Genomic DNA, 20,170 nt, shown 5'->3' on the forward strand with positions numbered 1-20,170 from the left:
ATTTTCAACCGACTCTGCATTTATATTATGCAGCTTAAATGCCGATTAGCTTACATACAACTAAAACAGAGGCGTTGGGATAAACCAGAATCTCTAGTCAACAAAGCTGTTCCTACTTGCAAACCATCGGAAGTAGAGGCAATTAATCAAAAAAGTTTTGAGTTTGCACTCAGCAAAACCACAGAATACATCCGTAATACACAACAGGCTTGCTACCTAGAGTTTCGGTTGTTTCCCTAACAGTTACTAACAGCTAAAAGTAATTTTTCTGAACCTTGAAAACTGAATAAGAAATGGGCAAGTTCACCAAAAATCTGTGCCTAAAAACTTCAAAGTTTAAGCACAGATTCAAAAAAATCGGGGTGTAGCTCAATTGGCTAGAGCGTTCCGTTGTCTGCGGAAATGTTGCGGGTACCCTGCGGGAAGCAAGCTACAAATCCTGCTCGACCCACTATGGAGAGGTGGCTGAGTGGCACAAAGCGTCCTCCTGCTAAGAGGAAACGGATAGTTAATATTCGTCGCAGGTTCAAATCCTGTCCTCTCCGTTTTGAGAGTGTGGTGTAATCGGATAACATCTCAGTCTACGAAACTGAAGATTTGAGGGTTCAAGTCCCTCCGCTCTCGTTACATGATCTCTTTTTGTATCCCCCGGTAGCTCAGTTGGTAGTTAGCGCCTGTTTGAAGAACAGGAGGTCGTCGGTTCGATTCCGATCTGGGGGGCTTCGTTGCCTCATAGCTCAATGGTAGAGCAAGCGGCTGTTAACCGCGCGGTTGTAGGTTCGAGTCCTACTGAGGCAGCCAATCATAATTCGTAATTACTAATTCATAATTCGTAATTAAATAAGGGTTTATACCCACGTTTTTATAAATGGCTTGTATGTTAGTCGGGGTTAAAATCACTCTCAGAAAACATAATTACGAATTACGAACTACGAATTACGAATTATTTAATGCCGGGTGGACGAATTGGTAAGTCGCATCGCTCTGAACGATGAGGTTGCAGGTTCAAACCCTGCCCTGGCAATAAAGCCCTGTGGTGTAATTGGCAACATAGCGCCCTTTGAAGGCGAAGATTCCAGGTTCGACCCCTGGTGGGGCTGCCAAACTCTGCTCTTGTAGCCCAACTGGAAGAGGCTGCCGTTTCAAAAACGGTATGTTGTGGGTTCAATTCCCACCAAGAGTACCAAAACTTGCTCCTGTAGCCCAATTGGAAGAGGTGGCAGACTTAAAATCTGTTTGGTTGTGGGTTCAACTCCCACCAGGAGTACCAACGGGATGTAATTCAGTGGCCAGAAGCCATGCTTTGGGAGCATGGAGTCGCAGGTTCAAATCCTGCCATCCCGATATGCCCCTGTAGCCCAACGGAAGAGGCGCTTCGCTTAGAACGAAGAGGTTGCTGGTTCAAATCCAGTCAGGGGTATTGGTTAATATGCGGGGATAGAGCAACGGTGGCTCGTCAGGCTCATAACCTGAATATCGGCAGGTTCGACTCCTGCCCCCGTCACCAAAATTAGTGTGCTCTTTTTACTTGTTTGATGGGGTCATAGCTCAAATGGATAGAGCGCCTGCCTTGCAAGCAGGAGGTTATGGGTTCAATTCCCATTGATTCCACTAATGGTGTCTGAGGCCAAAGTGGTCGAGGCGCTGGTTTGTGGAACCAGTCATAGCGGGTTCAAGTCCCGTCAGATACCCTTGAATGGAAGATGCTGCTGAATGGTCGGCAACTGGTCTTGAAAACCAGGGTATGGGCAACTGTAGGGGTTCAATTCCTCCATCTTCCTCTTTTCCACCTGAAGCCGAAAAGTGAGGCGCTGTGCTGATAACACAGAAATAGGAGGGGCAGTACCTCCCCGGTGGATTTATATCTAGTGTTGGTGTTAACAACGCTTGCGATGTAAGTATATGATCGCACTTGCTCATTTTTTATTTCAATTAACTAGGGTGGTTGGCATAACGGCTGTGCAGCAGGCTTTTAACCCGCAGAAATAGGTTCGACTCCTATACCACCCATTATGAATAGGAACTAGCGATCGCTAGTTGAGCATGTTGCAATAATATATCTTCATCCAGAGCATTTACGGGATATTGCGGTGTTACTGCCAGTAGTTTATCAATTCTTTCTCTGGCTGCTTCCACTACTGATTCATCTAAGCTGCCTTTACTGAGGGAATCGACAAAATCTTCAGCAATCTGATAAGTTCTTTCTATAGATGATGAGTTGATATTACGCGAGACAATAAACAGGTCGCAGCCTGCATGAAATGACTGCGCCACAGTACCAGCTTTCATAAACATATCTGAGATCGCTTTCATATCCAAGTCGTCAGATACAACCACTCCCTGAAAGCCAAGTTCTTCCCTAAGTATGGTTTTGAGGATAGCCTGGGAAAGCGTTGCCGGCACATCAGCATCTATCTTAGGAAATAAAATATGGGCAGTCATAATCAAAGGAATCTGTACTTCGATTAAAGCTTTAAAAGGTATGAGTTCTCGAAGTCGCAGGTCTTCTAAAGTTAAATTCAGTATTGGTAACTCAATGTGAGAGTCTTTGCTGGTGTCTCCATGTCCGGGGAAGTGTTTGGCACATCCCAAAATTCCTGACTCCTGAAGTCCAAGGTAGTACTCACGCGCACCTTGAGTAGCAATTTCGGGAGTGTTACCAAAGGCGCGAGGCCCAATCACAGGGTTATTGGGATAAGAAAAAATATCTGCTACAGGTGCCCAAGATAAATTTATCCCTAGTGATTTGAGTTCTACTGCTGTGGCTTTTGCTACTTCACGGGCGTGCGATCGCAGCAACAACGCATGAGGAAAGCGAGTAATCGGTGATGGTGTACGAATAACACGACCTCCTTCATGATCCAGAGTCATAAACATCGAATCACGTTCAGTATATTCTCGTATCTGATTATTTAAATCTTTGAAGCTTTCTAGCCAAACTTGATATGGGGTGCTATCCAAAAAGTTTTTAGCAAAAAAGATCGCCCCAATCGGCTTTAATTCACTGAGTGCGCGTTTATCATCATCGCTTAATGTAGTGCCGGAAATACCCAGAATCAGGTGATGTCCAAAGCGTTTTAGCTCTTGCGATACACTCATAATCTTTTTACCTATAAGTTCTACGGTAAACAACTGAGTTGTTCAACCTAAAGGATATAAACTTTTATCCTACATCCTTATGGCGAGTGAAAAGCTTTCAAAGGAAGGTTTTTATGCTCGTTGTGGAAAGTGTGTAAGTCCTAAATCAGCCTTGATTTTTCCATTGTCAATGTATCCATCGAAGGAAATCTTATAGCGAATCAACTAGTAATCTTTAAGCACTACCATAGATATTTTTTCAGAGTAGATACACTGATTCCCAAAGAAATCAACTAGTTTAATACCACGTTTAAGATTACTTATTTCAGTCAAAGGAATTACTTTTGTTTCCCTAAGTTTCCTGCATATAAATTTAGATGAAATGTTTGTCAAAACCTATTAGCAACAATGGTGTTGGCAATTTTGCTGGGTAGGTGCGCGTAGGTAAAACTCCCTTTGGCAAAAGTTTTTTGGGGAAGCGATCGCACAATAAATGCCAAATGTTACGGTTTGCAACGTATAATGAGAATCGACAAAACCATTAAGAAATATTGAAGGGCATTAGGGTTAAATGCGAGTAGCGATCGCGGGTGCTGGTCTAGCAGGACTTTCCTGCGCGAAATATCTCACGGACGCAGGTCATACTCCCATTGTCTTGGAAAGCCGGGACGTACTGGGTGGTCTGGTTGCGGCGTGGAAAGACTCTGACGGCGACTGGTACGAAACCGGGTTACACGCCTTCTTTGGGGCATATCCGAATATGCTCCAATTGCTCAAGGAGTTGGGCATTGAAGACAGACTCCAGTGGAAAGATCATACGTTGATTTTCAATCAACCAGACAAGCCTGGGACACTCTCACGTTTTGATGTTCCAGATATTCCATCTCCTTTCAACGTGATTGCATCGATTCTTCGCAACAAAGACATGTTGACTTGGGAGCAGAAGATTCGATTTGCAGTTGGCCTACTTCCAGCAGTGGTTAGAGGTCAAAAGTATGTTGAAGAGATGGATAAATACAGCTTCTTAGAGTGGTTGAAAAGGCAAGGTGTTGACGAGCGGGTAACTAGTGACGTTTTTATCGCCGCATGTAAAGCACTCACCTTTATCAATCCTGACGAAGTTTCGGCAACGATTCTGTTAACTGCACTGAATCGCTTTCTGCAAGAACGGTATGGCTCCAAAATTGCATTTTTGGATGGTTCTCCCACAGAACGTCTATGCAGCCCGATCGTAGATTACATCACAGAACGCGGTGGAGAAGTGCGGTTGAATGCCCCCTTGAAAGAGATTTTGCTCAATGCCGATGGCACGGTGAAAGGATACTTGATTCGAGGGTTAAATGGGGCAGAAGATGAAGTGATCACAGCAGATTCGTATGTATCTGCCATGTCGGTTGACCCCTTGAAGGTCATGTTGCCTAAACCTTGGAAGCTTATGGAGTTTTTCCAGAAGCTAGAAGGCTTGGAAGGAGTACCAGTGATTAACCTGCATCTGTGGTTTGACCGGAAACTTACAGAAATTGATCACCTACTTTTTTCGCGATCGCCCCTCCTAAGCGTTTATGCTGATATGAGCAATACCTGCCGTGAATACGCCAACCCCAATCGCTCAATGCTGGAATTAGTTTTAGCTCCGGCAAAAGATTGGATTGCCAAATCCGATGAGGAAATTGTGGCTGCAACGCTTGCTGAATTGGAAAAACTTTTCCCCGACCACTTTGGGGGAGACAATCCAGCAACATTGCTGAAATCTCATGTGGTAAAAACGCCGCGTTCAGTTTACAAAGCGACCCCAGGTCGTCAACAGTACCGTCCCGCACAAGTTACGCCCATTGCCAACTTCTATCTCGCCGGAAGTTATACTATGCAACGCTACTTAGGCAGTATGGAAGGTGCCGTACTTTCTGGTAAGCTGACAGCGCAGGCCATTTCTGAGGCTCTCCCGGTAGCAAATTCCTCAAACCTGCAAATGCTCACCCGACCGCCCGCAACGAATGCTGCAACTGCCTGATTCCCCCCCGCGCATGAAAACGCTGGTCTCTGTAGACGAGTCATACAAACTTTGCCGACATCTCACAGCAAAGTATGCCAAGACTTTTTACCTGGGTACTTTGCTCATGAGTCCGGTAAAACGTCAATCTATTTGGTCAATTTACGCTTGGTGTCGCCGTACAGATGAATTGGTGGATGGGCCCGCATCTGCTATTACCACGCCAGAAACCCTAGACCTATGGGAACAGCAGCTGGAATCGATTTTTGCGGGACAGCCATTAGAAAATTACGATGTCGCTTTAGCTGATACCCTCCAGCGTTTTCCGATGGACATTCAGCCCTTTCGGGATATGATTGCCGGTCAGCGCATGGATTTATATCGCAGTCGTTATGAAACCTTTGAGGACTTATACCTCTACTGTTACCGCGTTGCTGGCACTGTTGGCTTAATGTCAACAGCCGTTATGGGTGTAGATAGCACCATATACACAGCTCCGTGGCAGCAGAACAAACAACCTTATGTTCCCACAGAAGAAGCGATCGCTCTGGGAATTGCCAATCAACTCACCAACATCCTGCGGGATGTGGGAGAAGATGCCAAACGGGGACGGATCTACATTCCCCTTGAGGACTTGGAAAAATTCAACTACACCGAGCAAGACTTCTTTAAAGGTGTGGTAGATGATCGTTGGCGGGCGCTGATGCGCTTTCAAATCGAACGGGCCCGCCAATTCTATAGCACATCCGATCAGGGAATTACTTATTTAGCATCTGATGCCCGTTGGCCTGTATGGGCAGCATCAATGCTGTACGGTCAGATTTTGGAGGTAATTGAACGCAACGATTACGATGTGTTCAGTCGGCGGGCTTTCGTTCCCCAGTGGAAAAAGTTACGCACTTTGCCCCTGGCTTGGATGCGATCGCAAGTCCTTTAAAAAATTAGTCATTTGTCTCTAGTCCTTAGTCCTTAGTGTTTTGTAAATAACCAATGACAAATGACCAATGACAAATGACTATTGACTCTTCCCAACAAGTCTGATAACATTGATATTCGTGAGTCATGGAGAGGTGGCTGAGTGGTCGAAAGCGGCAGATTGCTAATCTGTTGTACGGCAGGCAACTCCGTACCGAGGGTTCGAATCCCTCCCTCTCCGTTTTCCAGCTTTTGATAGACATCTCCGAAAATGAATGTAGAGACGTTGCAATGCAACGTCTCTACAAGGGTTTCAGGTAACGCATAATTAATTTCTGGAGATGTCTAATACACAGAGTTTATTCTGCCTATAAGAATAATATTAACGTCGCGGTAAATATTTCTACTCCCAAAGATGGATGATATGATTTATCCTTTGGAGTCCTGCTAAGATCCAGCTAACTTACAAATTTAGTTTGAATCTTACTTTGAGGCTCCTAAATACGTGAGGAGTAAAAATTACCTATGAGAAAAATTAGTGCCGCTCTAACTTTCAGTATAGCTACCCTAGCAATTGGGTTCCTAGTTGGGGCTTGTGGTGATACAAGTACTCCCGATGGCACAACTAACAACGGAAGTACAGGTACCCCAGCGGCAAACTCAACTACCACAAGCAGTACTGAAGGGCTAAAAATTGGTTCCCTGTTACCGACAACAGGCGACTTGGCTTCTGTTGGACAGCAAATGCTAGGTTCTGTCCCTTTACTCGTTAATACGGTTAACGCTTGCGGTGGGGTGAATGGCAAACCAGTGAACTTAGTGCAAGTAGATGACCAAACCGACCCCAGGGCGGGTGCAGCAGGTATGACTAAACTAGCAACTTTAGATAAAGTGGCAGGTGTAGTCGGCTCCTTTGCCAGTAGCGTTTCTAGTGCAGCAGTCTCTATTGCCACGCCAAATAAAGTCATGCTGGTTTCTCCTGGTAGTACCAGTCCCGTGTTTACTGAAAAAGCACAAAAAGGCGACTATAAAGGCTTTTGGGCGCGTACTGCTCCCCCAGATACCTACCAAGCACTAGCATTAGCCCAACTTGCTAATAAAAAAGGTTTCAAGCGAATTTCTACAGTCGTGATTAATAACGACTATGGCGTTGGCTTTGAAAAAGCATTTGTACAAACTTTTGAAAAATTGGGTGGAACCATCGTTAATAAAGATAAGCCTGTCCGCTACGACCCGAAAGCCCAGACATTTGAGACGGAAGCAGCAGCTGCTTTTGCTGGTAAACCAGATGCAGTTTTGGCTGTGCTATACGCTGAAACCGGCAGTCTGTTCCTGAAAGCTGCTTATCAGCAAGGTGTAGCTAAGGGAGTGCAGATTCTACTTACAGATGGGGTGAAATCACCTACTTTCCCAGAACAAGTTGGCAAAGGTAGTGATGGTAAATATATTTTAACTGGTGCGATCGGTACAGTACCTGGTTCCGATGGTAAAGCACTAGAAGCTTTCAACAAGCTATGGAAGGATAAAAAGGGTGGTGCGCCAGGGGAATACGCTCCTCAAGCTTGGGATGCGGCTGCCTTATTGACGTTAGCAGCACAAGCTGCTAAAGAAAATACAGGTGTTGGTATAGCCAGCAAAATCCGTGAAGTTGCTGCTGGCCCTGGAACTGAAGTTACCGATGTCTGCGAGGGGCTGAAGTTGCTTAAAGAAGGTCAAGATATCAACTATCAAGGAGCTAGCGGCAACGTAGATGTTGATGCCAACGGTGATGTGGTCGGTGTATATGATGTTTGGACGGTAGGAGACGATGGCCAAATCAAGGTAATTGACAAAGTTACACCTAAATAGAAAGTTAGGAGTTGTGAGTGAAAAATTACTAACTCCTAACTCCTAACTCTTAAAAGCCACTGAAGTTGTAACCAACTCCTAACAACAAACCTATATCAGTTTCATCGAAAAACCCGGCATTCACAGCAGCCGTTGCTGTGAATTGAGGAGTTAGAGGCACATCAATGCCACCAGTTACCAAAAAGGCAAGTTGCGAATCATCACCAGTTTTGTAAGCTCCACCTACTCCAACGTAAGGTGCAATTGGTAACGGTTCGCTAAAAGCATCTGCTGATTGAAAGGTAAAATCGTAGGTGATGGGAAGTAGAACTGTAGTGTTGTCACCCAATACGGCTGAAGGTCGCACAGATATAGAATTTGTCAGTCCGATTTTGCTGACTACCGCGAAATTACCGTCGCCCAAAGATGAGTCTCCACCACTCAAACCAATGTTAGCAGCGACGCCAATATAACTGCTGCCGCCACGAGTAGTTGTGCCTAAATCAATATCTGATTGCGCTACTTTGGTAGTAGATGGTTGAGCAGTAGTTTGAGAAGTCGGTTGTAGAAACTCAGAGGTGAGCGTCGTAGATAAGGTTGCCACTGTGCCTGGAACAGGTGTACGTGTGACACTAGCGTTTTCCTGTATCGCAGCGTTGGGGAACTCCTGCCCCTCAGTTAAATTTGTTACTGCAAATGTTTCAGATGTTTCTGTAGAGAGATTTTGCTCTGCAATGTCTAGTTCTGCACTAAACTCGTTGGGAGACGCTACGCTTGCGGAAGGGTCGGTTAATGACTGACTGCTCACCTTATCGACTGTCTGGGCGCTTGCAGATAAGCCGCTACTTAGGACTGTAAGAGCAGCTATACTTGGTAACCAAAAAACACCTTTAAGAAAAATAGTTTTCACGTTCACTCCTAAAACAATATTGCCATGAGAAATAAAGAATTTTGTTGACTTTAATCAACAAATTCGGGCAATACTCAAAATTTAACACCAAAAAATCGGTTTTTGCATTTTGACTTTGCTGGATTTATCTAGTTAATATTTACGAGCAAAAAATTAAATACCTTATCCTCAATATCTGGAATTTGGCAGATGACAAATAGACTCTTTGCTGTAAGAAAAAAGTCTATTTGTTGAGGAGGTCATTAGGATTACGAAAACTTTTACCAAAAAACTTAGTCTACATCAACACCTCGCTCTTTTAGTCTTTGTGCTAACTGTTGAGCACATTGGCTTGAATCTGGCAGTGGCATGACACAGCTAAAATGATTCATTAAGCGTAGGTTGGTTTGAGCGTAAGCGTTACCCAATAAAGCCTTCGTCGTGTTCGCTTACTCTGCGAGGATCTTGCTACGTAAACTAACTTATACCAGTTTGAGTTTTTGTCTTAACTGAACTGGATTGCTACAAAACTCACTTTTTAGGACTTGTGCATACACCGTAGTCCAAGGGAAGGGCAGAATTCCAGGCAGCGACAACTATTAGGAGAAAACCTTCTCTGAGGCTATGGTTGGTGTATTGAGGCTATGCTGTACTAAAAATTAAGCTTTGTAAGAAAAAAGTTGATTATGAAGTTATATTAAGAAGCTTGCAAAAATATTTAGAAATTGTCTACAAGGCAAACATAGTTCTAACGTAGAACCTATTAGGAGAGACTTGAGGCAAATGTGATGAGCGGAAATAATATTCAAAAGTATCGGTTTGTCTGTACCCTGACTTTTGGTGACATCTACGGTCAAATAATTGTTTGGTTGATTACAATTACCCTAAGTTTGGCATCAGCCTTGGCGCTAATGGGTGCCAAGCGACCCGTGTACGCTTTAGCAACAGCTGGACTTGTCGTTCTGCTATCGCTGCCTTTCTTGTTGTTTGCGTTTGTCACTACCTTGTTAAATCATATTGAAGTCACTCCTGTAGGGCCTGGAACCAAAATGGAACCCATGCCAGGTAATGTGTCTCAGCAACAACCTGTACAAGCAACTAGCTAAAGACGTGAGGAGTTATGAGTTAAGTGAAGACCTAGTTCTTCATTTTTCACTTTTAATTTCAAAATTTTAATCACATCCCTGTCTATAGGCAGGGAATTTTTTTGTAGAGATGTCTTGTCGCAACGCACCGCCTGATAATCACCTCTCTACAATAGAACAGCAGTGGTTTGCAATCAGGGGCTAATTATGCTGGAACACGATGTGATTATTGTCGGGGGTGGATTGGCGGGATGTCGCGCTGCTGTGGAAATTGCTCGCACTGACCCCAATTTAAATATTGCTGTGGTTGCCAAAACCCACCCAATTCGTTCCCACTCGGTTGCGGCTCAAGGTGGTATGGCTGCGTCGCTGAAAAATGTTGACTCAGAAGATAGTTGGAAAGCACATGCTTTTGATACTGTCAAGGGTTCTGATTACTTGGCAGACCAAGACGCTGTGGCAATTCTCGCCCAAGAAGCGCCAGATGTGGTAATTGACTTGGAACACATGGGCGTTTTGTTCTCTCGCTTACCCGATGGGCGCATTGCCCAACGAGCTTTTGGCGGACATTCCCACAACCGTACTTGCTACGCCGCTGATAAGACTGGTCATGCGATTTTGCACGAATTGGTTAATAACTTACGGCGTTATGGGGTACAAGTTTATGAAGAATGGTACGTGATGCGTCTCATATTGGAAGACAATGAGGCGAAGGGTGTGGTGATGTTCCATCTTTTGGATGGACGTATAGAAGTGGTGCGAGCCAAGGCAGTGATGTTTGCCACAGGGGGCTATGGTCGCGTTTATAACACCACCTCTAATGATTACGCTTCTTCTGGCGATGGTTTGGCAATGACTGCGATCGCAGGTTTGCCCCTTGAAGATATGGAATTTGTCCAATTTCATCCCACTGGCTTATATCCAGTAGGCGTGCTGATTTCAGAAGCGGTACGGGGTGAAGGGGCGTATCTGATCAATAGTGAAGGCGATCGCTTTATGGCGAACTATGCACCCAGTCGCATGGAACTGGCTCCTCGTGATATTACCTCACGAGCGATCGCTTACGAAATTCGCGCTGGTCGTGGTATTCATCTCGACGGTAGTGCTGGAGGCCCCTTTGTCTATCTGGATCTACGCCACATGGGCAAAGAAAAAATTATGAGTCGCGTCCCCTTCTGTTGGGAAGAAGCGCACCGTTTGGTAGGTGTTGATGCGGTAACTCAACCTATGCCAGTCCGCCCGACAATCCACTATTGTATGGGTGGTATCCCAGTTAACACCGATGGGCAAGTCCGCAGTAGTGGTGATGGTTTAGTTGATGCTTTCTTTGCTGCTGGCGAAACATCTTGTGTTTCCGTACATGGTGCTAATCGTTTGGGGAGTAATTCACTGTTGGAATGTGTCGTTTATGGCAAGAGAACTGGGGCTGCGATCGCCCAATTTGTGCAAAAACGTAAGTTGCCCTCAGTGGATGAACAGCGTTACCAAAAGGAAGCCCAGCAACAAATCCAAGCTTTGCTAGAACAACCAGGACAGTATCGCATTAACCAAGTTCGTCAAGCCTTCCAGGATTGTATGACCGAGTACTGCGGTGTTTTCCGCACTGAGGCTTTAATGAGTGAAGGGTTACACAAATTAGAAGAAATACAACAGCGATATCCACAAATTTATTTAGATGACAAAGGTAGTTGCTGGAATACGGAACTTGTGGAAGCTTTGGAACTGCGAAGTTTGATGATAGTGGGACAGACTATTTTGGCATCAGCTTTAAATCGCCAAGAGAGTCGTGGCGCTCATTTCCGTGAGGATTATTCCGAGCGAGATGATACCAACTTTCTCAAACACACAATGGCTTACTATTCACCAGCCGGAATTGACATTCAATATCGTCCGGTGGCGATTACGATGTTTGAGCCAAAAGAGCGGAAGTATTAGCCAAAGATAAATTTATTTGGAAAATCGAGGTGGACTAGATTTTTATAGTCACCTCGATTCAGAATATGAATATAATATAAACGTAACACATACAATATACATTTATCTAGTAATTTTTTCACAGTTGTGACTCTTGCTACTTAAACTTCCAAATTAGCTGACCTTTCTCACCGGGATGTGCTGCTCCCTCTTTGTCGCGCCACTCGAAGTGTATTTCAATTGGCATTTTCAAATTCTTCATTAAGTGCAAAGTGTTACGCCAAGCAAGATTTGAATCTACACCTTGTATTGAAATGTTTACCTCCGGTAGGTAATGAAAACCAGAGTTAATTTTTTCACCCTTAACAACATGAGCAAGGGTTAGCTTCATGAGTTCGTCTACAGAAACTCCCTGTCGAATAGCAAGTTCGTGTGCTGCATCGACGATTTTGTTCCAGTTCGGTTGATGAATTTCCTCACCACCCATAATGGCTCGAAGCACTCTGGTATGCTGCAAATTATTTACCCCAGGTTCAATAACTCTATTGTTTTCAGTTTCAGAAGTTTGCTGAGACTGGTGATGTGCCTCATATTCATTCAGTAACTTCTCAATAACAGTGATAGGTGTATCCTCAAAAGGTACGGCGATCGCTTGGAGCCTCTTGTAAATAGGATCGGGTATTCTGATAACTGGCATCGTATATATTATAGTCTGATTATATTATAGTTGTAACTTATATACATTAAAAATGGCAGCAGCCACATCATGCCAACACAGAAGCAATCGGATACAGCGATATTCCTTTGTCAGTTACTTTCTAATCTGTATCAGTCTATCCAGGTTTTCCGCTACGACCAAAAGTTGAAAACGCTTTATATTCAAGCTGGTTTGAACGATGAGATTGCAGTCATAATTGATCAATATGGGAATTGGAAATTTGTTGTATGATGCAGAACCTAAACCAGATGACCAATACTGAACTGAAACGATATCTTTCAGAACATAGAAATGAGGAAGAAGCGTTTCGGGTTGCGTTGCAAGTTTTGATGAGTCGTTGTGACTCCGCTACACAACACCCTTATCCTTTCGATCTTGATAATCCTGAAAGCGAAGTAGAAGCTCTTTTTTTAGAGAAACTCAATCGAACTGAGTGAGAAGCGATCGCCTATATTTTAAATTGAGGCTTAGATAAACAGACTAGGTGAAACCTTAAAGTAATCACCAAGCATTTTGGCTTGTGCTTTGCTAATCGAACGCTTACCATTAACAACCTCAGACACCACACCACTCGATCCAATAACGCCTACCAAGTCAGCTTGACGGGTTCCGCTTGCTTCCATGATATGTTGAAGTATCTCATGAGGCACGGATAAATCCATCGGGTAATTCTGTGCTTCATATACTTCAATCAGCTGCACCAGCAATTTATGTAAAACTCGCTGCTCTGGAGTGCGATTTTTCGCAAAGGTTAGACGCTCTACCACTGTCAACAGACGTTCATATTCGTCTTCCGTCTCAATTACCTTGGGAGCAACTTCAGCTATCAGATTACGATAAGCAGTTTCGTCAAAAGTAAAAGTCATTTTTCCATTTGCCTTTATCGTATTCAGTATGTGTGAGAAAGTATTTGTAGTAAACTACTTGGTCTTCATAATCAATACCGACAATTAGGCGATAATCATTACCCTTAAGATTGAAAACAGTAAAGTTTCCAACTGCTTCAGCATCCTTGTAAATCTTACGAACGTCCTCTAAGTTCTGCCATTCCGTTTTCTTCACAGTTGCATACCAGTTGTCAATCTGCTTCTTGACATCGGGATACTGAGCGGTATCACTACGAAGGTTGCGAATTGCAATTAGATGCATTTGTTTCTAAATTTTTTGTCACATATTTTCAATGGAAAATCAATTACTTTAAAATACTCTCAAAATGAGAGTAAAAAGTCAAGAGTAGTTATTATTTGGAATGGGGGTTAGTTCAGCCTAATCCGGCATCGAAAAAGCTGGTGACAATGATGGCTCACTGGTGTGAGATCCTAGAGACAGTCAATGGAGGCTAAATATAATGGAACAACATCACAAGCCAACGGTTGTAATCACAGGTGCTTCTTCAGGGGTAGGTTTGTATGCTGCCAAGGCTCTTGTTGAAAGGGGATGGTATGTAGTGATGGCTTGTAGGGATATAGCGAAGGCTCAACTTGCAGCCCAATCTGTGGGAATCCCGCATCAGGGTAGCTACACCATCATGCATATCGATCTTGGCTCTTTAGAAAGCGTTCGACAATTTGTGAATAACTTTCGAGCAAGCGGCAACTCCCTAGATGCTTTGGTGTGCAACGCCGCAATTTATATGCCCTTAATAAAGGAGCCTTTACGCAGTCCAGAAGGTTATGAGTTAACTGTCACCACAAATCACCTCGGACATTTCCTTTTGTGCAACCTAATGCTTGAGGATCTGAAGAAATCATCTTCACAGCCAAGGCTCGTCATTTTAGGAACTGTCACTCACAATCCAGATGAACTGGGTGGGAAGATTCCGCCGCGTCCTGACTTGGGCGATTTCCAAGGCTTCGCAGAGGGATTTAAAGAGCCTATCTCGATGATTGATGGCAAGGAATTTGAACCCGTCAAAGCTTATAAGGACAGCAAGGTTTGCAACGTGTTAACTATGCGGGAACTGCATCGGCGCTATCATGAGTCAACCGGTATCGCCTTTAGCTCTCTCTATCCGGGATGTGTTGCAGAAACGCCGCTATTTAGAAACCACTATCCTTTATTTCAGAAAATCTTCCCTTTATTCCAGAAGTACATCACTGGGGGATACGTGTCTCAGGAGTTGGCGGGAGAACGAGTTGCTGCGGTAGTTGCCGATCCTGAGTATAATCAATCCGGTGCTTATTGGAGTTGGGGAAATCGCCAAAAGAAAGATGGCAAGTCCTTTGTTCAAAAGGTTTCTCCTCAAGCCCGCGATGATGAAAAAGGCGATCGCATGTGGGAACTCAGCGCCAAGTTAGTTGGACTGGCATGACCGAAAAGGATGCAATAATTTGATCTAGTGTTCACTGTTCCACTTGATGCTGATGAGTCAATAGAACATCACGAAATTTACATACTAGAACGCGAGACTACAGGTCTGAGAAAAGTAATACCTTCCAATTTTTAGAATCCGTAAGGTGCGTTACACTCTGTTAACGCACCGATGTTAATCGTAAAGATATGCGAGAAATTATCTAACCATTTCCGATGGAAACTGCCATGTCTTCCCTAAAAGCGCATTCCCAAACGCTATATGACACGGATTACTTGCAATGGATAGAAACGACTGTGGAAAAATTGCAAAGTCACGACTACGCGAACGTGGACTGGGAAAACCTCATCGAAGAAATTGCCGACATGGGAAGGAGTGAGCGTCGAAGCCTCAAGAGTAATCTGATTGTAATTCTGGTGCATTTGCTCAAATGGCAATTTCAGCCTGAAAAGAGAAGCGGTAGCTGGGAAGGAAGCATCATTGAACACCGTAGACGTATCAAAGAAGCTCTAGATGATTCGCCTAGTCTCAAATCCTATCTTGAAAGCGTTTTTATAGAGTGTTATGCACAAGCGGTTAAGCAAGCAAAAGCTGAAACTGGTTTGTCAATGGAATCCTTTCCTCTGAACTGTCCATACCAGTTACCAGAAGTTACAGATGATGAGTTTTTACCTCAGTAAGCACTGAATCAGGCTGTATGTGCTGCTTCACTCTACACTTATACCTCTCGATTCCCTATCTCCTTGACTTCTACCTATAGCAGATGTATAATTACATTCACATTGAAGGGGAGTAGCTGCTGGCAAAAAATTTAGCCAGTACATCTGAATCAACATACTGGCGATGAGCCTGGTTCAGATGACAAGTAATTAATATTTGAAAGCGAGACCTTCACTAAGTTCACACCGAAAAGTGTAAACTTGGTGAGGTCTTTTGGTTCTCATCAAGCTTCACATCGGTAAACGATTTTTCAGGAGCTTGAGAGAGTGTTAACAGCTTTTACCGCAGGTTTATTATTAATAACAGTTTCAGAACTAGGCGATAAAACATTTTTTATTGCTGTGATTTTGGCAATGCACCACTCGCGGCGGCTGGTATTTACAGGTGTAACAGCTGCTTTAGCCGCGATGACAATCCTTTCGGTGCTATTTGGACAAGCCGTATCTTTGTTGCCAAAAGTTTATATTCATTACGCCGAAATTGTTTTGTTTCTTGCCTTTGGTATCAAGCTGTTATGTGACGCTAGTAAGATGTCTGGTACTACTTGTGATACAGAAGTTGTACAAGAGGCCGAAGCTGCGGTAAAAAAAGCAGATTTGGAGTTACCAAAGCAAAAGACTTCGTTAGCAATTATCATAGAAGCCTTTGTGTTGACATTTATGGCAGAGTGGGGCGATCGCACCCAAATTGCCACCATTGCCCTAGCGGCAGGTAATAATCCCATTGGAGTGACAATAGGTGCAATTTTAGGACATGCCATTTGTGCTGCGATCGCAGTTATCGGCGGCAAAATGATTGCAGGACGAATTTCTGAGCGTCAACTAACCTTGATTGGCGGATGCCTGTTTCTAGTCTTTGGTGTCATCGCTGCCATTGAGGGAGCATGAGGGGATGAAGTAGGGAGGCAGGGGGACAAGGGAGAGACTTATTCAATAATTTCTTTTTGTCCCCATTCCCCATTCCCCATTCCCCACTCCCTACTCCCTACTCCCCATTATTTAGGCGTACTTTTCAATGAAGGCGCGGGAGATGCAGGCGGATTAGGAATAGGGGAAACCGTTGCTGCATTCTTAATTTCGTCTTTGTACTGAGCAGGTGCTAAAGCTGCGGCACTATCAAACAAAAGTTTTGCATCTGCGTCTTTGCCCTGTTGTTTCAAGAGCATCGCTTTGGCGACAACGGGGCGAAAATCCTTAGGATCTTTCTTAATTGCCTGATCATATACAGAGCTAGCTTGAGCGTAGCGTTTCTGGGAAGCATGAACAGAACCTAACAGTACCTGCACAGCTACTGTATCTACACTTCCAGGCTGAATTGTATTTGCTTGGGCTGCGTTAGAGAGGGTTTCTTGCAGCAAACCAATGGCTGCTTCTGGGCGTTGCTGACTTATTAACAAAGCCACCATTCCTTGCAAAGCCTTCAAATCGCCTGGTTTCGTAGACAAAATCGAGCGATAAGCTTGAGCTGCTCCTTCGCGATCGCCAATTTGCTGTTTGGCTTGAGCAAGCAACACTGAATATTCTGATTGTTCGGGATTCAGCTTGGCTAGCTTTTCTAGGGGTTCTATGACGACTTGAATATCAGCCGGTTTAACCTGACTTTTTTCTTTTTGACTCAGTAATTGTAGCCGCGCTTGCAATAGACCCTTGAGCGCAGTCTGATTTTCTGGTTCCCTTTGCAAAACCAGTTCATAACCCCGTACTTCATCTTCCAGTTTTGATTTTTGCTCAGAGGAGGGCAAAGTGCCTCTGGTGCTAGCGGTATTCTGGTTTGAAGGTGGCGTATTATTAAATGCTCCAATTATGGGAATCACCGAAACACCCACAAAAGCAAGAATTGCCAGTGCCAAGACGACTTGAACTACCCAGCGATTGCGCGGTTGAGACACAGTTTTGTCTTTCTCCTGAACTCTAATGACATTATCGTTTACACAAATTGGAAAGTTAAAAATTTCCAAAACTTTGCGGAATACCGCCAATTGCCTGTGAATTTTATAACAATTAACTATTTACACTGCTAAAGTAAGTGATGACTTTAGGAGGAGCCGTCAGAGTGATAGCTATGATATGCTTCCGAAACTAGTGTAAAGGCGCTAAATTACACGTTTAGTGTTTATACACTCAATTTAGCGCCTTTAGTATTGTATAGAGTACTCTAATGTGACTTTGTGAAAAGCAAGTGTATTTTCATCAGTCGCACAAATGCTCTTTCCAGCTGCCTTTATAAAATCCCACAATGGGATGTGTCTCCGCCGCAAGGAGTTTTTATGAATTCCGACCTGATGCCGTTGCCTGAATCCTCCAATTCTTCTGCCTCTAACCAGGGCCCAACTAACATAGGGGCAGCCGCTAATGTTCATATAGCAGCCCAGTCCTCTAAAGTTGAAAATTCGCCTGTCAAGCCCAGCGAAACTGACTCAAATGATGGGTTCGCCAATCGACAGCAACCGATTCCGCCTCCCAGCGAACCGATGCAGTACCGAGCGATCGGGTTAGTCCGGGGTCGCTATCGTGCTAGCAGCGAACAATTTACTCAAGGTACACTACTGACTACAGATGGTGTAGAACTCAATGCCGTCCTCCTAGGCCGGATTATGAGCTTAGTCAAGAATCATTTAGACTTAGAAAAAGAACACTTGTGGGTAGTATATCCACGCACAAGACAAGAAAATGATACCTTGCATATCCAAATTGTTGGAGTTTGGGAGCCAGAAAATCTGGCTAAAAACTCAACAGATGAAGACGAGTCAGACTCGGAATTGCAAGAGTTACAGACACCCGATCATGGCTTATCCGAAGACTCTGAACAAAGTACAATTCCCGTAATCCCCTCATCCGAAGTTGCAGATGGTGGTTTTTCTGTTCGTGGTGAGGTAGTATACCAATCCTTTGACGCTAAGAGCTTGGTCGTTAAAATTAGGCAGGCTGCACGCAAACCAACTGACAAACCTAAGTATTTTAAGTTGAAATTGAGGGGTGTGCTGACCACCAAAGCTGTAGGAAAGTTTTGGGATTTCCAAGCCAAGCGAGAAGCTGACGTTTTGATAGTGGAAAAAGCTGAAGCGATCGCTGACTTGCCCAAAAAACGCAAACCACCATTCAGAGGTGGCCCTCGTGCTGGTAGTGGCGGTGGTGCTGGTGGTAGAAAACCATTCCCCCCCAGACGCAGTGGCGAAACCCCACGTCCTATCAAGAAAACAGGTACAGGCGGTGATCCCTCTGTGGTGTCAAAACCTATACCAAAAACGCCTACTCCTAAACCGATTAAGCGACCGAAACCAACTCAAGATTAGGGAATTGGGCATGGGGCATGGGGCATGGGGCATGGGGCATGGGGCATTGGGCATCGGTTATTCTCTTTGTCCCCTCATCTCCCCCTGCCTCCCCTACTCCCTACTCCCTACTCCCCACTCCCCAATCCCCTTAAAAATCCGTCCTACGGTCTTGGGGTAGAAAAGATCGCTCCATCGGAATTGGGGAAACTGGTTCTGTAAGGGTAAACGTCCCTGCTTCGATCCACTTTTTCAACTCTAGGGCAACTTGCCTAGAAAAAAACAAACTCGCTAGGGGGGCAGAGCGTACAGCTTTGCCCTCAATGGTGATCCTCCCAGATTTAAGTTGGGCATAACTCACCAAACCAAAGGTGGGACGGACACGCCGGGGAATGGAAAAATCCACGATTGGGGCTACTAAGTCTTGATCTTGGACGGCACAGTGTTCAACTACTTGTTCATTTAATACAGGGAGTGGAACACCAACTCCTAACATCAATGAGGGCCCATAACTTTTGAAGTAACAACCCCGCACCCAATGAGCATCCATTTGCTTGGCATCACCAATTAAAGCTAAAGTGGCGGAAGGTCCAATGGGTGTACGATTAGCTAAACGTTTTTGTAAAGGGAAGTGCTGAGTACCTTCCCAAGCGACATAGCCAATACCCCCACCTAAAAAAATTCGAGTCCCTATACCAACGAGTTGCAAATCGGGGTCGTTGAGTAAGGGGGAAATAGCACCTGGGTTAGAGTAAACGGCATTACCCAGGCGCGGTTGTAAAGGGCCGAGATAGGTGAAAAGGGGGCGATCGCCACCATTTACACCAACAATAAAATTTTGATAAAGATTGCGCGGATTGAATAAATAGAACTGATTAATCGTTTCACTAGTAATTGTAGTTTCAAAAGTTGCTCTAGGATAACAATCTGTTACTTGTCCTTGCGCTTTTACGTGTATAGGTTTGCCAGCAATTAAATCTTCGATTACATGACCGCCGCCACGTTCTCTGACTTCTTCCCCGTCCGTCGTCTCTACAGCAGAACTCGCACCCAAATATAAATCGACTGCCCCAAAACCAGAGTATGCTGGCACACCATCTAACCAGCAACGACGAATTTTTATCGGGGGATCAGTGTGTCCGAGATTGATAATTGCACCGCTTGATTCCATCGGCTCAAATGTGCCAGTGGTAATTACATCAACTTCTTTAGCAGCTTTAGTAACACCGATTTCTACAACTCGTGCTTTTAATTCTTCAGTTGTCAACACTACCGCACGTTGGCGGCTGATTTTTTCGTTAATTTCTGCAATTGTTCGCATTTTATCAGTGCTAGCGCTTCCTGCTGTCTTCCTTTTTGAAGGATATCTTGATAAATCACAAACTCTTACATAATTTATTCGTAACTGCCCAGGTAGGAAAGTCAGGGATATTCCCGTGAGGGAGGAAAGAT

Annotated in this window: 19 protein-coding genes and 17 tRNA genes; 29 read left to right on the forward strand and 7 right to left on the reverse strand. The window is 44.3% G+C overall.

Annotation, left to right across the window (positions count from 1 at the left end; genetic code table 11):
* The 17 genes from VB740_RS10790 to VB740_RS10870 all read left to right on the forward strand — a co-directional run.
* The coding region (locus tag VB740_RS10790; RefSeq protein ID WP_323200017.1) for a hypothetical protein at window positions 1-240 on the forward strand (240 nt) is incomplete at its 5' end.
* Window positions 241-360: 120 nt separating this feature from the next.
* Window positions 361-451, forward strand: a tRNA-Asp gene (locus VB740_RS10795).
* A 4-nt stretch (window positions 452-455) separates the two neighbouring features.
* A tRNA-Ser gene (locus tag VB740_RS10800) sits at window positions 456-545 on the forward strand.
* Window positions 546-549: 4 nt separating this feature from the next.
* Window positions 550-624 (forward strand) — tRNA-Arg (locus VB740_RS10805).
* Between the two features lie 21 nt (window positions 625-645).
* A tRNA-Phe gene (locus tag VB740_RS10810) sits at window positions 646-720 on the forward strand.
* Window positions 721-726: 6 nt separating this feature from the next.
* A tRNA-Asn gene (locus VB740_RS10815) sits at window positions 727-801 on the forward strand.
* Between the two features lie 150 nt (window positions 802-951).
* A tRNA-Gln gene (locus VB740_RS10820) sits at window positions 952-1,024 on the forward strand.
* Window positions 1,025-1,027: 3 nt separating this feature from the next.
* Window positions 1,028-1,103 (forward strand) — tRNA-Gln (locus tag VB740_RS10825).
* Between the two features lie 6 nt (window positions 1,104-1,109).
* Window positions 1,110-1,186, forward strand: a tRNA-Leu gene (locus VB740_RS10830).
* A 6-nt stretch (window positions 1,187-1,192) separates the two neighbouring features.
* Window positions 1,193-1,270 (forward strand) — tRNA-Leu (locus tag VB740_RS10835).
* A 1-nt stretch (window position 1,271) separates the two neighbouring features.
* Window positions 1,272-1,344: transfer RNA gene (locus VB740_RS10840), tRNA-Pro, on the forward strand.
* A gap of 3 nt (window positions 1,345-1,347) precedes the next feature.
* Window positions 1,348-1,420 (forward strand) — tRNA-Leu (locus VB740_RS10845).
* 10 nt (window positions 1,421-1,430) lie between these two features.
* A tRNA-Met gene (locus tag VB740_RS10850) sits at window positions 1,431-1,507 on the forward strand.
* 30 nt (window positions 1,508-1,537) lie between these two features.
* A tRNA-Ala gene (locus VB740_RS10855) sits at window positions 1,538-1,611 on the forward strand.
* Between the two features lie 6 nt (window positions 1,612-1,617).
* Window positions 1,618-1,691, forward strand: a tRNA-His gene (locus VB740_RS10860).
* 7 nt (window positions 1,692-1,698) lie between these two features.
* Window positions 1,699-1,781: transfer RNA gene (locus VB740_RS10865), tRNA-Ser, on the forward strand.
* 158 nt (window positions 1,782-1,939) lie between these two features.
* Window positions 1,940-2,010, forward strand: a tRNA-Lys gene (locus tag VB740_RS10870).
* On the opposite strand, the gene nagZ is transcribed toward VB740_RS10870, so the two are convergent.
* On the reverse strand, window positions 2,011-3,099 hold the full coding sequence (nagZ, locus tag VB740_RS10875; protein WP_323200018.1) for a beta-N-acetylhexosaminidase: 1,089 nt from the start codon (window positions 3,097-3,099) through the stop codon (window positions 2,011-2,013).
* Between the two features lie 550 nt (window positions 3,100-3,649).
* Here nagZ and pds point away from each other — a divergent pair.
* The 4 genes from pds (at window position 3,650) to VB740_RS10895 (ending at window position 7,831) form a co-directional block, all read left to right on the forward strand.
* Window positions 3,650-5,089: a 15-cis-phytoene desaturase gene (pds, locus tag VB740_RS10880; protein ID WP_323200019.1), complete on the forward strand. Its 1,440-nt coding sequence runs from the start codon at window positions 3,650-3,652 to the stop codon at window positions 5,087-5,089.
* Complete coding sequence (gene crtB / locus VB740_RS10885) at window positions 5,073-6,005, forward strand: 15-cis-phytoene synthase CrtB (RefSeq protein WP_323200020.1); 933 nt, start codon at window positions 5,073-5,075, stop codon at window positions 6,003-6,005. Before pds ends, crtB begins: the two co-directional genes overlap by 17 nt.
* Window positions 6,006-6,132: 127 nt before the next feature.
* Window positions 6,133-6,224 (forward strand) — tRNA-Ser (locus tag VB740_RS10890).
* A gap of 284 nt (window positions 6,225-6,508) precedes the next feature.
* The gene (locus VB740_RS10895) at window positions 6,509-7,831 is read left to right on the forward strand and encodes an ABC transporter substrate-binding protein (RefSeq protein ID WP_323200021.1); all 1,323 of its coding nucleotides are present in this window, start codon (window positions 6,509-6,511) and stop codon (window positions 7,829-7,831) included.
* A gap of 49 nt (window positions 7,832-7,880) precedes the next feature.
* Here the strand turns inward: VB740_RS10895 and VB740_RS10900 are convergent, their stop codons facing one another.
* Window positions 7,881-8,720 carry a hypothetical protein gene (locus VB740_RS10900; RefSeq protein ID WP_323200022.1) on the reverse strand — a complete coding sequence of 280 codons (840 nt, stop codon included), beginning with the start codon at window positions 8,718-8,720 and terminating at the stop codon, window positions 7,881-7,883.
* A gap of 767 nt (window positions 8,721-9,487) precedes the next feature.
* On the opposite strand from VB740_RS10900, the gene VB740_RS10905 reads away from it, so the two are divergent.
* Window positions 9,488-9,805 carry a hypothetical protein gene (locus VB740_RS10905; protein WP_190732038.1) on the forward strand — a complete coding sequence of 106 codons (318 nt, stop codon included), beginning with the start codon at window positions 9,488-9,490 and terminating at the stop codon, window positions 9,803-9,805.
* 186 nt (window positions 9,806-9,991) lie between these two features.
* Window positions 9,992-11,719, forward strand: coding sequence for a succinate dehydrogenase/fumarate reductase flavoprotein subunit (locus tag VB740_RS10910; RefSeq protein WP_323200033.1), 1,728 nt, complete (start codon window positions 9,992-9,994; stop codon window positions 11,717-11,719).
* A gap of 136 nt (window positions 11,720-11,855) precedes the next feature.
* Here VB740_RS10910 and VB740_RS10915 read toward each other — a convergent pair whose 3' ends face one another.
* Entirely contained in the window at window positions 11,856-12,395 is a 540-nt protein-coding gene (locus tag VB740_RS10915; RefSeq protein WP_323200023.1) for a T4SS efffector SepA family protein, read from the reverse strand.
* A gap of 69 nt (window positions 12,396-12,464) precedes the next feature.
* On the opposite strand from VB740_RS10915, the gene VB740_RS10920 reads away from it, so the two are divergent.
* Together VB740_RS10920 and VB740_RS10925 are read left to right on the forward strand one after the other, a co-directional pair.
* Window positions 12,465-12,647 carry a DUF6888 family protein gene (locus tag VB740_RS10920; protein ID WP_323200024.1) on the forward strand — a complete coding sequence of 61 codons (183 nt, stop codon included), beginning with the start codon at window positions 12,465-12,467 and terminating at the stop codon, window positions 12,645-12,647.
* Entirely contained in the window at window positions 12,644-12,853 is a 210-nt protein-coding gene (locus VB740_RS10925) for a DUF6887 family protein (protein ID WP_323200025.1), read from the forward strand. The genes VB740_RS10920 and VB740_RS10925 overlap by 4 nt, the downstream gene beginning before the upstream one ends.
* Window positions 12,854-12,883: 30 nt before the next feature.
* Here the strand turns inward: VB740_RS10925 and VB740_RS10930 are convergent, their stop codons facing one another.
* Together VB740_RS10930 and VB740_RS10935 are read right to left on the reverse strand one after the other, a co-directional pair.
* A complete protein-coding gene (locus VB740_RS10930) occupies window positions 12,884-13,282 on the reverse strand; it encodes a transcriptional regulator (RefSeq protein WP_323200026.1) in 399 nt (132 codons plus the stop codon).
* The gene (locus tag VB740_RS10935) at window positions 13,266-13,565 is read right to left on the reverse strand and encodes a type II toxin-antitoxin system HigB family toxin (protein WP_323200027.1); all 300 of its coding nucleotides are present in this window, start codon (window positions 13,563-13,565) and stop codon (window positions 13,266-13,268) included. Before VB740_RS10935 ends, VB740_RS10930 begins: the two co-directional genes overlap by 17 nt.
* 199 nt (window positions 13,566-13,764) lie before the next feature.
* On the opposite strand from VB740_RS10935, the gene VB740_RS10940 reads away from it, so the two are divergent.
* The 3 genes from VB740_RS10940 (at window position 13,765) to VB740_RS10950 (ending at window position 16,334) form a co-directional block, all read left to right on the forward strand.
* A complete protein-coding gene (locus tag VB740_RS10940) occupies window positions 13,765-14,727 on the forward strand; it encodes a protochlorophyllide reductase (protein WP_323200028.1) in 963 nt (320 codons plus the stop codon).
* 227 nt (window positions 14,728-14,954) lie between these two features.
* Window positions 14,955-15,407: a DUF29 domain-containing protein gene (locus VB740_RS10945; RefSeq protein ID WP_323200029.1), complete on the forward strand. Its 453-nt coding sequence runs from the start codon at window positions 14,955-14,957 to the stop codon at window positions 15,405-15,407.
* Between the two features lie 306 nt (window positions 15,408-15,713).
* A complete protein-coding gene (locus VB740_RS10950) occupies window positions 15,714-16,334 on the forward strand; it encodes a TMEM165/GDT1 family protein (RefSeq protein WP_323200030.1) in 621 nt (206 codons plus the stop codon).
* Between the two features lie 107 nt (window positions 16,335-16,441).
* Here VB740_RS10950 and VB740_RS10955 read toward each other — a convergent pair whose 3' ends face one another.
* The gene (locus tag VB740_RS10955) at window positions 16,442-17,335 is read right to left on the reverse strand and encodes a tetratricopeptide repeat protein (RefSeq protein WP_323200031.1); all 894 of its coding nucleotides are present in this window, start codon (window positions 17,333-17,335) and stop codon (window positions 16,442-16,444) included.
* 378 nt (window positions 17,336-17,713) lie between these two features.
* On the opposite strand from VB740_RS10955, the gene VB740_RS10960 reads away from it, so the two are divergent.
* A complete protein-coding gene (locus tag VB740_RS10960) occupies window positions 17,714-18,739 on the forward strand; it encodes a hypothetical protein (protein WP_323200032.1) in 1,026 nt (341 codons plus the stop codon).
* Window positions 18,740-18,869: 130 nt separating this feature from the next.
* Here VB740_RS10960 and VB740_RS10965 read toward each other — a convergent pair whose 3' ends face one another.
* On the reverse strand, window positions 18,870-20,039 hold the full coding sequence (locus VB740_RS10965) for a homocysteine biosynthesis protein (RefSeq protein WP_323200034.1): 1,170 nt from the start codon (window positions 20,037-20,039) through the stop codon (window positions 18,870-18,872).
* Window positions 20,040-20,170: the final 131 nt, after the last annotated feature.

Source organism: Nostoc sp. UHCC 0251, from assembly GCF_034932245.1.
GTDB lineage: Bacteria > Cyanobacteriota > Cyanobacteriia > Cyanobacteriales > Nostocaceae > Nostoc.